Annotated in this window: 11 protein-coding genes and 1 tRNA gene; 9 read left to right on the forward strand and 3 right to left on the reverse strand. The window is 57.7% G+C overall.

From position 1 onward, the window contains the following. Positions 1 to 16 precede the first annotated feature (16 nt). Positions 17 to 358, reverse strand: a complete 342-nt coding sequence (locus tag CJ187_RS06945; protein ID WP_102216857.1) for a WhiB family transcriptional regulator — start codon at positions 356 to 358, stop codon at positions 17 to 19. 126 nt (positions 359 to 484) lie between these two features. Between CJ187_RS06945 and CJ187_RS06950 the strand changes: the two genes are divergently transcribed. The 8 genes from CJ187_RS06950 to CJ187_RS06985 all read left to right on the forward strand — a co-directional run bounded on the left by CJ187_RS06950 (position 485) and on the right by CJ187_RS06985 (position 10,077). Beyond that, entirely contained in the window at positions 485 to 2,686 is a 2,202-nt protein-coding gene (locus CJ187_RS06950; RefSeq protein WP_102216858.1) for a transglycosylase domain-containing protein, read from the forward strand. Beyond that, on the forward strand, positions 2,686 to 3,618 hold the full coding sequence (locus CJ187_RS06955) for a metallophosphoesterase (RefSeq protein ID WP_102216859.1): 933 nt from the start codon (positions 2,686 to 2,688) through the stop codon (positions 3,616 to 3,618). Before CJ187_RS06950 ends, CJ187_RS06955 begins: the two co-directional genes overlap by 1 nt. Positions 3,619 to 3,692: 74 nt before the next feature. Next, positions 3,693 to 3,769, forward strand: a tRNA-Pro gene (locus tag CJ187_RS06960). A 388-nt stretch (positions 3,770 to 4,157) separates the two neighbouring features. Then, complete coding sequence (locus tag CJ187_RS06965; RefSeq protein WP_233187379.1) at positions 4,158 to 6,785, forward strand: DMSO/selenate family reductase complex A subunit; 2,628 nt, start codon at positions 4,158 to 4,160, stop codon at positions 6,783 to 6,785. Positions 6,786 to 6,829: 44 nt separating this feature from the next. Continuing rightward, entirely contained in the window at positions 6,830 to 7,516 is a 687-nt protein-coding gene (locus CJ187_RS06970) for a DMSO/selenate family reductase complex B subunit (protein WP_102216860.1), read from the forward strand. 13 nt (positions 7,517 to 7,529) lie between these two features. Beyond that, the gene (locus CJ187_RS06975) at positions 7,530 to 8,582 is read left to right on the forward strand and encodes a dimethyl sulfoxide reductase anchor subunit family protein (RefSeq protein WP_102216861.1); all 1,053 of its coding nucleotides are present in this window, start codon (positions 7,530 to 7,532) and stop codon (positions 8,580 to 8,582) included. Between the two features lie 2 nt (positions 8,583 to 8,584). Then, complete coding sequence (locus CJ187_RS06980) at positions 8,585 to 9,430, forward strand: TorD/DmsD family molecular chaperone (protein WP_102216862.1); 846 nt, start codon at positions 8,585 to 8,587, stop codon at positions 9,428 to 9,430. Continuing rightward, on the forward strand, positions 9,427 to 10,077 hold the full coding sequence (locus CJ187_RS06985; protein ID WP_102216863.1) for a hypothetical protein: 651 nt from the start codon (positions 9,427 to 9,429) through the stop codon (positions 10,075 to 10,077). Before CJ187_RS06980 ends, CJ187_RS06985 begins: the two co-directional genes overlap by 4 nt. Positions 10,078 to 10,171: 94 nt before the next feature. On the opposite strand, the gene CJ187_RS06990 is transcribed toward CJ187_RS06985, so the two are convergent. Then, complete coding sequence (locus CJ187_RS06990) at positions 10,172 to 11,506, reverse strand: APC family permease (protein ID WP_102216864.1); 1,335 nt, start codon at positions 11,504 to 11,506, stop codon at positions 10,172 to 10,174. A 369-nt stretch (positions 11,507 to 11,875) separates the two neighbouring features. Further along, positions 11,876 to 13,318, reverse strand: a complete 1,443-nt coding sequence (purB, locus tag CJ187_RS06995; protein WP_102216865.1) for an adenylosuccinate lyase — start codon at positions 13,316 to 13,318, stop codon at positions 11,876 to 11,878. Positions 13,319 to 13,448: 130 nt separating this feature from the next. On the opposite strand from purB, the gene CJ187_RS07000 reads away from it, so the two are divergent. After that, positions 13,449 to 13,742 (forward strand): hypothetical protein, encoded by a 294-nt coding sequence (locus tag CJ187_RS07000; protein WP_146003106.1) that lies wholly within the window; start codon positions 13,449 to 13,451, stop codon positions 13,740 to 13,742. Positions 13,743 to 13,754: the final 12 nt, after the last annotated feature.

Raw genomic sequence — 13,754 nt, forward strand, 5'->3', positions numbered from 1 at the left:
ACAGGGCGAACGCGTTTTAGCGACGAACGCGCGCGAGAACTTTCGGTACTTTCGGCGTGCGAATCTCTTCCGCTAACGGATCATCTGAATGTAAGATCCATTCGCGCCAATCCTTCACATCCGTGTAGTGGCGGAGCATGGCCCGGCGTTCCCGTTCAGTTAACCCACCCCAGACTCCGAAGTTAGCTTCTGATTGCAACGCGTCTGCCAGGCATTCCAACCTCACCTCGCACGCAAAACAGCGCGATCGAACCTGACGCTGACCTGCGCCCTGAACGAACAACGCGTCGGGAGAATCAGTTGCACACAGCGCCTTCGCTGCCCAGCTCTGATCGCTATCCGCGTATTCGTATTTCATTTGCACCCCATTGATACGTCTTAATACGTAACCTTCTCTACATTGTGACCATACACACATGAACGCGTTTTTACCAATCGGCCTCCAGTTAGGCAGCGAAGGGCCGGTTCGTCGTAGGCTTAGAACATGCCTCATTCGAATATTCGCTCGGTCAAAAAACCGCAGCTCGCCCGGCTCCTCACCGCGTTCCTTGCGGTGTGCGCACTGGCGGGTGTGCTCCTTTCGGGTCTTTTAGTTCCGACCCTTGGGTTAGCGGGCATGGTGGTGAAGTCCGGTCCGGAGGTTTTTGATTCCCTCCCCGCCGATTTGAAGATCGTCCCCCCGTCGGAACAGTCCACTCTCGTGGCGTCAGACGGCACGGTTTTAGCGTCGTTCTACACGGAAAACCGGATCGTTGTTCCGCTCGACAAGATTTCTAAACACCTTCAGCAAGCGGTTATTTCCACTGAGGACCGCCGGTTCTACGACCATAAAGGCATTGATCCTGAGGGCATGGCCCGCGCCGCGTTGAATAACCTCGGTGGGTCCGGGTCCACGCAGGGTGCGTCTACCCTCACGCAACAATATGTGAAGAACTCGCTTCTGGAAGCTGGTTTGCAAAAAGGTGACCAGGACATGATTGATGAGGCAACCGAGCAGACCATCGGGCGGAAATTGCGCGAGGCACGCTACGCTCTAGATCTAGAGAAGCGCTTGTCGAAAGAAGAGATCCTGGCGGGGTACTTGAATATCGCCCCGTTCGGCCCCAACGTGTACGGGGCGGAGGCGGCTGCGCACCTGTATTTCTCAAAACCAGCTGCGAAACTGGACGCGTTAGAATCTGCGCTGCTAGCGGGAATTGTTAAATCCCCCAATGAGTACAATCCGCTGCGGAACCCGGATGCGGCTCAGGATCGGCGGGACACGGTCCTAACGTCAATGCTGGCGCAAAACAAGATCACGCAAGAAGAGTACGACAAGTTCGTGAAAATCCCAGTGAAGAAAATGTTGAAACCCGACTACACTCCCCAGGGGTGTGCGGGAGCTGGCAACGCCGCGTACTTTTGTGAATACGTGCGATCTGAACTGCTGCGGTCAAAAGAGTTCGGGGAATCCCAAGAAGACCGATTACAAAAACTTCAGCGTGGTGGTTTAACCATTAAAACCACGTTGAATAAGGACTTGCAGGCGAAAGCGTTCAAGGCGGTGCAAGATCGGATTCCAATTAACGACCCATCGGGTGCCAACACAGCGATAGTTTCTATGGATCCACGCAACGGGGCAATTGTAGCGATGGCGCAGAACACGAACTTCGGCACCCCCACGGAGCAGAACCCGGGGGCAACACAGAACTCGATCACGGCCGATAAGGCACACGGTGGTGGTGATGGGTTCCAGGCGGGGTCAGCGTTGAAGCCGTTCACGATGCTCGAATGGTTCCGTGAGGGCCGCTCCGCATATGAACGGGTTGGAGGCCACTCCATTCACTTCAGCCGAGGAGAGTGGAATATTCCATGCGCCCCCGAGATGGCGGACAACTGGACGGTGCAGGATGTGGACGGTAAACCCGGGTCTTTCAACATTATTGAGGCCACGGAGAAGTCTGTGAACCGCGCTTACGCGCACATGGCGACACAGTTGGATATGTGCAAGATCTTTGACGGCATGAAAGACCTGGGGATCTCTAAGCCCGATGGTTCCAGGTTGGATCCGCACCCGTCGTCGATTATTGGTGCACCGGCAACCCCGCTGAGCATGGCGCGCGCGTACTCTGCGTTCGCTAATAAAGGTAAGTTGTGCAAACCCATGTCCGTGACCGAGGTGACGGATCGGGATGGTAAGCAGGTTGCGAAGTTCAAGTCCTCTTGTTCGCAAGCGATACCGGAGAAGAATGCGAACCAGGTGGCGGATGTGCTGCAGCAAACCACGCAGAGCGCGTTCTACCGCGCCTCTGACATTGGCCGTCCGCACATCGGGAAAACCGGGACTACGGATAACAACGCGGGTCTTTGGTTCGTGGGTGGTACCCCGCAGCTGATTACCGGCGCGTGGGCGGGTTACGCATCCCAGTCTTCGGCGTCGATGAATGGCATTACCGTTAACGGCACGTACTACGGCACGGTTTATGGTGGTACGTTCACCGCTCCGATGTGGAAGCAGTACATGGAGTCTGCTTTGGAGGGCCAGGAGGTAATGAACTTCCCTGAGGCAGACTTGACTAACGGGAAGAAGGACGAACCCGCGCGGGCTCGTGAGCCGCAGCATCAGCAGGCTGAAGACGAGGGTGAGCGGGATGCCGAACCTCAATACGAGTACGTTTACGAATATGAGGAAGACGACGGCGAATAGTGCCTAAAAAACCAGTTTTAACACGATTTGGGTACGCAACCGCGGCAGTGGCGGCAACTGCGGTGGCAGGGTTGGCGTGGACGCAGGTGGAGCGGCGGTGGCCGACGGTGCGTCACGTGGATGCCCGCGGCGTGCTGCCCACCGGGGCTGCGCCAGTGCGGGTTCTGCACGTGTCTGATCTGCACCTGTTTCCGGGCCAGGATTTCTTAGTTGATTTTGTGCGCAGTTTGGCGGAGCTGGAGTTCGACTTCGTCGTGTCTACGGGCGATAACTTCGGGTCCACCCGGGGGTTGCCGATGCTGCGCCGGGCGTACGAGCCTCTGCTGGGCCATCCCGGCGCGTTCGTGTTTGGTTCTAACGACTATTATTCGCCGCAGCCAAAACCGTGGCATTCTTACCTGGTGGGTTCGCGCCGCCACGCGTTCAACCGAGTGTCGCGTACAGAACCGGATTTGCCGTGGCAGGAGTTGGAAGCGTTTTTTCACAACGCCGGCTGGGTTAACTTGAACAACCGCGCGGGGCATGTGCGGTTGGAGGACGGGCGCACGCTGGCGCTGATGGGGGTGGATGACCCGCATATTCACCGCGACCACATGCCCGTTCCGAATGCGGATTGGAATGCGCCTGAGGCGCTGCGGATCGCCCTGTTACACGCCCCCTACCAGCGGGTCCTCAACGAGTTCGTCCACCTGGGGGCGCAAGCACTGTTCGCAGGGCATACGCACGGTGGACAGTTGCGCGTGCCGAGCGTGGGGGCGATTGTCAGTAACTGCGATGTGCCGCGCGACATGGTACGTGGTTTACACCGCTGGTACAGCGCCGAGGGGTCCGCAGTTTTGAACGTGTCCGCTGGTTTAGGTACTTCCATGTATGCGCCCGTGCGGTTTGCGTGTCGGCCCGAGGTTAGCTTGGTGACCTTGCATTCCGCGTGAGGTTCCTTACCGTTGCGAACGTCTTTTGGTGGTTTGACAGCCGCTTGGCTATACTAATCAAGTCACTTTGACTTCGGGGTGTGGCGCAGCTTGGTAGCGCGCTTCGTTCGGGACGAAGAGGTCGCAGGTTCAAATCCTGTCACCCCGACCATGTTTCCCAGCCCACCGTGGCTTACGCGCGTGTGCGCGGCATGCAAAAACGGCATTCAAAATAGGTTCCGCGGCATCATATTCGCATTAACGTCCCATTAGCCAATTCATGCTTTGACGCTGAAGTATTGTTTTTGGCATTCCCAGAAATTCTCTTTAGAAAAGCCCTGGATAGTATTTAAGTAATTGCTTACTGTTTTAAAAGATTTTCTTGGCACTAAATCATGAGGCGTCGCTCACCTCAGAAAATCCATCATTGCCCGTATTTGCGCGCCTCAAGCCGGGTCAAAGAAGAATTTGCGGTTACTGTTAACGCTTCCCTTTCGTCCTCTATTTTTGACGGAAACAACCGTTACTATTGAGGCAGTTATTAACTCCAGGGAGGGCCGTTGCGAGTACTACACGAAGCTCAGAAAGAGCCGAAAGCCAGCATTCAAGCAGAACCTTCATCTGAAACCCCCACACAACGCGGTGGGGTAACCCGCCGGTCGTTCCTCGGGTGGTCAGCCGTGGCCGGTGCGGGGCTCGGACTCGTAGGGTGTTCCACCCAGAAAAACCCGTACTCCATTCACGGCCAAGCCCTCGTGGCAAACGGAACCGGACGCACCGACGTAGATAAAACCGTGTGGTCAGCCTGCACCGTGAACTGTGGGTCACGCTGCCCCCTGCGGCTACAGGTTAAAGACGGGCAGGTGGTACGAGTCTTACCCGACAACACGGGTACAGATGAGCTGGGGAACCAGCAGGTACGCGCCTGCCCGCGCGGCCGGTCAATCCGCCACCGCATCTACAATCCGGATCGTCTCAAACACCCCCTCAAGCGCAAAGCCGGCACTAAACGCGGGGACGACCAGTGGGAAGAAATCAGCTGGGACCAGGCCCTAACCGAAATCGCGCAGAAAATGAAAGAGATTAAACGCGACTACGGGAACGAAGCGTTCTACATTAACTACGGCACGGGGGTACTTGGTTCCACGATGTCTTGCTCATGGCCGCCAAATACGACGCCCGTGGCGCGGCTACTGAACCTCTACGGCGGGTACCTGGACCACTACTCGGACTACTCCACCACGGGCATAACTCAGGCATACCCTTATTTTTATGGCGGGTGGCAAAACACGAACTCGCTTGACGACGTGATGAACTCAAAATTGCAAGTCATGTTCGGTAACAACCCGCAAGAAACCCGCATGTCTGGCGGTGGACAAACCTTCGTCACCCAATACGTTAAACAGCACGCGAATGTGAAAACCATTGTGATCGACCCGCGTTACTCCGAAACGTCGATTGCGCTTGGTGACGAATGGGTTGCGCTGCGGCCCGGAACGGACGCCGCCCTGATCGCCGGGATGATTTACGTGATGCTCAAAGAGGGGTTGCACGACCAAGCGTTCCTAGACAAGTATTGCGTGGGGTTTGATGAGGACACCCTGCCCGAAGGCGCACCGAAGAACTCCTCTTACCGCGCTTACCTAGAAGGTAAGGGCCCAGACAAGACAGCGAAAACACCGCAGTGGGCAGCGCGCATAACAGGGGTACCTGCTAAGCGCATTGAACAGTTGGCCCGCGAAATCGCCGGTGCTAAACCGTGCGCAATCAGCCAAGGGTGGGGCCCGCAGCGGCACGCGAACGGTGAGAACGCGGCCCGCGCCATCTTCTTGCTCGCAGCCGTAACCGGTAACATCGGCGTCCCCGGTGGGGGTACTGGTGGCCGGGAAGGTGGTTCTTCCCTACCGGTAGACCCGATTTTTAACACGGAGTACACGAACCCCTCAAACAAAATCATTTCCGTATTCGGATGGCTCGACGCGATTGAACGCGGCCCCGAACTAGACACGTTCAACGCCGGGGTGGGGGTAAAACCAGAACCGGGCGTGCGGGCCCTGAAAGTCCCGGTGGACGAGGATGGGAACCCGACGAACACGAAACTGGAAGTGCCAATTAAAGCGGTGTTCAACTACGGTTCGAACTCGCTCGTTAACCAAACGGGAGATAACAACCGGTCGGTAGAGATCCTCCAGAATGAAGAAAACTGTGAACTGATCGTCACGTGCGACATCATGAAAACCGTGACCGCACGGTACTCAGATTACATTCTGCCAGGCACGTCCACGTCGGAAGAATCGGACTTCCACCAGGGGGAAAACGCGACCCCAATGGCGTACGGGATCGTGTCGCAACAGGCGATTAAACCGCTGTACGAATGCAAATCCATCTTCGACATCTGCACCCTACTAGCGGAAAAACTAGGGTTGAAAGACGAGTTCACGGGTGGGAAAACGCGTGAGGAATGGCTGGAAGCCACGATTGCTGCCGCCCGCGAAGAAGACCCCGACCTGCCCACGTACTCGCAGTGGAAAGAAATGGGAATCTACCGGCGCAAAGTTGATTCCGAGGTACCCATGGCGGACTTTCGCGAAGACTCGCAAGCGAACCCGTTGGACACGCCGTCTGGGAAGATCGAGATCTACTCCAAACGCCTCCAAGACATGGGGCAAAAATGGCACTTCGGGCAGATCCACGAGCAGCGCAAGGGCGATACACTCACGGCCCTACCGGAATACATTGAAACCTGGGAAGGCCCGGCGGAAGCACAGGAGAACCCGGATTACCCACTGCAGGTGATCGGACACCACTTCAAAGGCCGCACCCACTCTTCGTACGGGAACGTGGAATGGCTCAAAGAAGCGCACGTGCAAACCGTGTGGCTTAACCCGATTGACGCGAAAACCAGGGGGATTAAGAACGACGACCTCGTGTTTGTCTACAACCCGCGCGGCACCATCCGGCTGCCTGCGAAAGTGACGACGCGGATCAGCCCCGGCACGGTTTCAGTCCCTCAGGGCGCGTGGTACGACCCGAAACCATCCACGGAAGTGAAACCGCCGAAGGGCGCGAACCCAAATAAACCGGTGGACGTGAACGGGTCCGTAAACACATTGACGTCCCTGCACCCCACGCCACTGGCGAAAGGCATGGGCGTGCACACCACCCTCGCGCAAGTGGTGAAGGCATAGGCGTCGAACCCAAGTGGTGAAGGCATAGGTGAAGAGGAAGACAGATGAGTAACGAGAAGATACCCGCCCCGGGGCGTTCAAACACGGTAGATGCGCCGCTGACGCAACCGGGCGCGAACTACGGTTTCGTATTCGACCAGAACGTGTGTAACGGGTGTAAGGCCTGTCAGATTGCCTGCAAGGACAAGCACGACCTGCCCCTGGGGATGAACTGGCGCAAGGTTGTGGAATACACGGGTGGTTCGTGGTCGCAAAACGATGCGGAGAACACGTTTACCCCATCCGTGTTCAGCTACTACACGTCGATTTCTTGCAACCACTGCGTGAACCCGGTGTGCGTGCAAGTGTGCCCCACCACCGCGATGACTAAGCGGGAGGACGGCACGGTGTACGTCGACCAGTCCAAGTGTGTGGGCTGCCGGTACTGCCAGTGGGCCTGCCCCTATGGGGCGCCGCAGTTGGATGCGCGCACGGGCCACATGTCTAAATGCGACCTGTGTTACGACTACCGGGTGGAGGGGCAGAATCCGGCGTGTGTGGATGCGTGCCCAACCCGGGCTTTGGGGTGGGGGCCGATTGATGCGCTGCGGGAAGAGTACGGTAGCGAAGCGGGGATTGCGCCCCTACCTGACCCTTCGATTACAGAACCGAACCTGGTGATTAAACCGCACCGGGATGCACAGAAGTGGGATCGGGGCACCGGCATGGTGCAGAGCCCGAAAGAGATTTAGGTAGGAGAATCCAATGCATGTGGGCGAACTGCCTATGATTATTTTCACGGTCGTTGCGCAGATGTCCGTGGGCGCGTTCTGGACGCTGGGTTTAATCCAGTTTTTAGGGCGTTTGAGGCGCGTGGATCGCACAGCGGTTGATCGCATCACGAACGCGGGGCTCTACGCGGCAGGCCCGTTGTTGATACTGGGCTTTTTCGCGGCTTTCTTCCACCTACACGACCCGTTCCACTCACCGTTCACACTGCTGCACTTGGGGAGTTCCTGGCTGTCGCGCGAGCTGGTCAGCGGGGTGGCTTACGGCGCGTTCGGCGCGGTGTTTGCCCTCACCCAGTGGTTCAACTGGTTGTCCCGCACCACCCGCGAGGTTTTAGCGGCCCTAACCGCGGTGGCGGGCCTGTTTTTGATCATTTCGATGAGTGGGGTTTACTACTTTACGGTTACGGTGCCGGCTTGGCATTCGTGGTTCACGTGGGTGCTGTTCTTCGGTTCCACACTGTTCACCGGCCCGTTGGCGGTGGCGGTTGCGTTAACCGCTACGCTTGGGGTGTCACACAAGCGCCGCACGCAAACCCGCGTTCCGAAGCCCAGTAGTGGCGCGGGGCAGCCGATGATGGGAACCCGGGTTTCGCGGTGGCGAAAGAGCGTTGGGTTTGTCTCGCGCGGTTTCTTTTCTGAAGGTAGTTTCGAACCGGATGCGTACGCGTTATCTACCGCTTCGCTGCGCATGTCGAACGTAATATCCGTGGTGGCGGGCCTGTGTCTGCTGGTTGCTTACGGCGTGCGGGTACCGCAATTGGCGTTGGGGACCGGTGTGGAGCACGCGGTGGCGCAGGCGATGACAGCCCACGGTTACCTGGTGACTCGCCTGGTCACCCTGGTGATTGCCGTGGTGTTGACCGCGTGGGTGGCGCGTAAATCGTGGGATACTAGCCGCCGCCCCGCCCGGGCATTAGTGTGGGGTCTTGGGGCCGCGTTCGTTTTCGCGTTGGTTACGGAACTGATTGGGCGCGGCATGCATTATGAAGGTTTGATTCACGTTGGGTTGAACACGACATTCGGGTGAGTATGAGTATTGATTCGCAGGTTCTTGAGGATTTTGCGCAAGCGTTCACGGTGGCGTCTACGCTGCAGTTGAGTCCGCTTTCTAACGCCGCTGCGGCGGAGCTTGTGCAGATGGGTCCGCATTGGCCGCTTAATGGTTTTGAAACTGCTTGGCAGCTGCTTGCCGATGGGGCGGATGAGGGTGAGTACGCGCGGTGGCAAGACATGAACCGCGTGTATGGGTTAACTGGGCCAGCCGTGGTACCTCCGTACGAGTCCGTGCACACGGGTGATGATGGTTTGATTTTTGACCGCGACACCCTGCAGGTCCGTTTAGAGTACCTTCAGCTTGACCTTGAGGCACCCAAACTTAACAACGAGCCCGATGACCACATTGGGTTGGAACTGTCGTTTTTAGCGCACGCGTGCATGACGGCGGCGCAAGCGCAAACAGAGCTGTTCGCGCAACGAGCCGTCGGGGTGGCGGTAGATTTTTCTGCCCGCCACCTGCTGGTTTGGGGCCCGCCCATGTTGCGTGCAGCCTTGAGGGAAGCGTCTACCCAGTGGTTTAAAGGGGTGCAAACGTTAACGTTGCAACTGCTAGAACAGTGGCAAGAACTGCTGGTCAACGCCGGTTTAGCGACCGTTGGTAAGCAAACTGGTTCAGATGGTGACTGTGCGGATAGCGCCCCTACCTCAGGAAATAAAACCGAAATACCATCCGGTGGCGACACGGACGGTTCGGCAGGCAAAAGTGCTGACGCTGACCGTTCGGCAGGTAAGAGTGCTGGCACTGACCTCTCAAAAGTCAAGAATGCTGGCGCCGGGGAACGGGCGGACGTTAAACGCGACTGGTTAGAGGCATTATGATCCGGTTCGACCCATTGGAAACACCCGAGCCGGATGATGCGAACAGTAGGGGCACTCGGCTTGGAACAGCAGCGTCCGTGCTGGCGATGCTGCTTGCTGCCCCACCTTCACGCGGTATGGAACTGAACTTGCGGGACACGCAGATGCTTGACTTGTGGCCGCTGCGCGATGCGGATTCGCAAGCGGGGGTGCGTAAACTCCGGACCCTTATGGCAGGTGGACCGCTGCGTGTATCCGGCGAATACAATGCTTTGCTTGGCCCCGGTGGGTGCGTGCCAAAAACTGAGGCTGCGGCGGCGGGAGCCGACGCAAACCAGGGGGAACAGACGCTGGCGGGCACGTATGCGCGCTATGGTTTCGCGCAGCCACATCTGCAGCACTTAGAATTCGGGCACGTTGCGAACCAGGTGGGATTCGTGGGGGTGCTCGCAACCACTTTGGCGCAATGCGCACGCGAGAACACGGACTTGTCTGAGCACGCGCATGTGCTTTCCACTTTTCTAGATGACCACGCCGGCCCCTTGTGCGCGCGCGTGGTGAAGGGGATTCGCAGTGAGGGCTCGAGCGAGTTCTACAGTGCGGTTGCGGACCTACTGGTGGGCTTCTTGAAAGAAGCAGCGGCCCTAGCAAACCATCTAACCGACTAGCCTGCTGGGCCGCTGCTGCGCAGCTATCTCGCTTTACGCCGCACCCGTTTAGCTGCGGGTGCGCTCACCGCCCAGGTGATTACACCCCGCGTGTTTAACTGCGGGCGCGCTGGCCGCGGATGTGTCTAGCCGCGTACACGATACCGCCGACCACCGCCCAGATAGCGGCAATAGTTAGTGCCAGGCGCGCGGCATCTACCAGCAGGTTCACCACGATGATGATACCGATGATGGGCACCACCGCGGCTTTCCACCCTTCCCCGCGGCTGCGCGCGTAGTAGCCGATCACGGATATGTGCAAAAAGACGAACGCGACCAGCGCCCCAACCGTCACCATCGTAGACAGGGTTTCCAAACCATCGGCATGCAACGCAGCGACCGTAGAGACCACCAGCGTGATCCCCGCGGAAACGAGCGTGGCGTTGCGCGGTACGCCCTCACGCGCATCTACCTGCCCCAAGAAAGCCGGAAGGTCGTGGTCACGACCCATCGCGAACAAAAGACGTGACGCCGCTGCCTGCGCCACGAGCGCACTGAAAACCGGGCCGATAGAACGCATGATCGTGATCGGCAAATGCAACCACGATCCGATGGACGCGTCGAGCATGTCGTAAAAAGCAGTTCCCTGCAGGTCCGGGTGAGCGCGCAGAACCTCCGGAGAATACGGAGTGAGCAACGACGCCACGTAAGTTTGCGCTACGAACAAAACCGCGGCAACCACTAGGCACCAGCCGAGTGCCCGCCCCACATCGCGCGTGTCCCCAGTGGTTTCTTCAGCGAACGAAGCGATCGCATCGAACCCCAAGAACGCTAACGCAGCTACCGTTGCTGCGCCGAGCACACCGCGAATATCCAAGGTTTGCGTGCCAATGATGGGTGACAGCCACGGCCTCTGCGGCCCCACTGTGAACAGCACCCACAGGCCTGCTACTAGGAACACGGACAGGGCGATGACCTCAATAATCAACATGACCATGCCAACTTTTGTTGCAAGCTTAACGCCCAAAAGGTTCAAAACCGTCACCAGCACCACGCCCGCTAGCGTGAGCGCCCAAACCGGGAGGGAAGGCACCAGCGCGTGGGTCGCGATCCCCATGAACAGCACCGCCATCGCGGGGATGAACAGGTAGTCCAAAGACAGCATCCAGCCGGCAAAGAAGGCAGGTCCTTTCCCGAGCCCCACTTCGGAATACGCGTAGACGGAACCGGCTTTAGGTACCGCGTGGCTCATGCGCGCATACGAGTACGCAGTAGCTCCCATCGCACAAACCGCGATTACGAACACGAGTGGGGTAACCCCACCACTTCGTGCGTCGAGCACACCGAAAGTGCCCATCGGCGCGGTTATCCCAATGAACAGCATGCCGTACACGATCAAATCCGTGACCGACAGTGTTCGCCGCAGTTTTGGTTCAGTAGTTGACGTCATTTATCGACCTTTTCGTTAATCTTCCCTCTTCTCGCCGTCACTTCAACACTTGTTCTACCCACATTTATTCCCCTTGCACCGCGCATTTCGCTACTCGCGCTAGTTTTGCTTGCGACGCTCGGAAGAACGCGGCTCAGGCCGCTCGCCTCGTGCACTTTATTGCTGTTCACAGCGCTGCAGTTACGCGTGTTTACTCCACTTGCTGAGCGTGTGTACCGCATAACGTGTGCACCGCGTTCTCGCAGTGTATGCGCATTGCACGCATTACCGGCAGTTGGGTCATGTTTTGTGTGACTTGTTGAGGGGTTCTTTCTGTCTAGTTAGGAAATTATTTCCCTTTGCGGGGGACATTTCCCTTTATTTAGGAATCTATTTCCCTATGTATTGGGTAAGCATGGGGGCCACCCCCACGTAGTTCGCAGGAGTTAGGGCCAGCAGGCGTTTTTCTTGTTCCGCTGGGAGCCCAAGTTCTTTAATAAAACATCGCATGGAAGACCCATCTATTTTGTGTCCGCGCGTGAGTTCTTTCAGCCGCTCGTATGGATCTTCCATCCCTTTAACACCCGCTATCGCTAGCACCCGCATGGTTTGCTGCACGGCCTCCCCCAGGACCTCCCAGTTATTTTCAAGGTCCGCACGCATTTTGCTTGCGTTCACGTCCACGCCTTCCAGCCCGCGCCGCAGGTTATTGAGCGCGAGGAGGGAGTGTCCCAACGCCACCCCGATCGTGCGTTTGGTGGACGAGTCCGTGAGGTCCCGCTGCATCCGCGACGTCGTAAGCGTTTGCGCGAGGTTGTCGAGCAGCGCACACGACACCTCCAAGTTCGCTTCCGCATTTTCGAACCGAATCGGATTGACCTTATGCGGCATTGTGGACGACCCCGTACTGCCTTGCGCCTGCAGGTTCTGGTGGAAGTAATCCATTGAAATGTACGTCCACGCGTCAGTCGCCAGATTGTGGGCCACCCGGTTGTAGTGGGCAACGTGTGCATACAGGTCCGCTTGCCAATCGTAGCTTTCGATTTGCGTGGTGAGGGGGTTCCATTGCAACCCGAGGCTACCCACAAACTCTTCGGTGACCGCTATCCAATCCACGTTCGGTAGTGCCACCACGTGCGCCGCGTACGTGCCGGTTGCACCATTCATTTTCCCGAGGTACTCGGTGGCCTCTACGCAGCGACGCTGGCGCGAAAGTCGGTGCGCAAAAACGGCGAGTTCTTTACCGACCGTAGTGGGGGTCGCGGGTTGCCCGTGGGTGCGTGCCAGCATCGGGGTAGCGGAGTGCGCTTGGATCATTACCTGCAACTGGTCTTCAAGTTTGCGTGCGGCTGGCAACCAGATTTGCTCAACTGCCCCTTTAATTCCCAGGGCGTACGCCAGGTTGTTCACGTCTTCCGAGGTGCAGAAAATATGCACTACCTCGTGCAAGGCTTTGAGTTTTGCACCGTCTAGTTCTACACCTTCCAGGTCCGCTGGCGCGTTGTCTAAGCGGTGTTTTACGTAGTATTCAACTGCTTTGACATCGTGGCGCGTCTGCGCTTCTGCCTGGGCGATCCACGCGATCGCGTCCGCGTCGAAATCCTTAGCGATACTGCGTAAGTAATCACGCTGCGCGCCAGTAAGCTGTGGGGCGCCGGGCAGTAGTTGGTGGTCGAGCAAGAAGATGAGCCATTCGACTTCGACGTGTACCCGCGCCCGGTTCAACGCGGGTTCCGACAGATGGTTCACCAGTGGAGCGGCAACGCGCCGGTAGCGGCCATCCAGGGGCCCTAACGCGATCGAAGGCTGAATAGTCGAAAGGTCGATGCTCATACAGTAATTGTTGCATAAAACAGTATGAGAACAATAAGGCGCTCATCACAACACGCATTAACCGCCGGTGTAAACTACCCGGTGCTGTGGATAGGCCTAATACACAGGATGGGCGTGTACACAGTCGGACGTGCTCCGCGCTATTGCCCCCTTTGCGGTCCGATACTTTTTCTACGTGGACTTCATAACAGATATTTCATTGTCGGGAGCATGTATTTCCCTAGAGAGCAGCGCATCAGCAGTGCGTGACCTCGCGATGGAGTGGGAAGGGTCGGCTGCCGCGTCGGCTCGGTCCCGCCAACGCGAAATCGCAGACAAAGTGGAGCACGCCGCCGGGTTAGCGCGGCAAGCCCAAGCGTCTTGCAAGAAACTACAGGCATTACAGGTCGCCCAAGTGGCGTCCGCATTAGTGGGGGCACCGTGAGTGTCTTAATAG

Source organism: Gleimia hominis (assembly GCF_002871945.2).
Taxonomy (GTDB): domain Bacteria; phylum Actinomycetota; class Actinomycetes; order Actinomycetales; family Actinomycetaceae; genus Gleimia; species Gleimia hominis_A.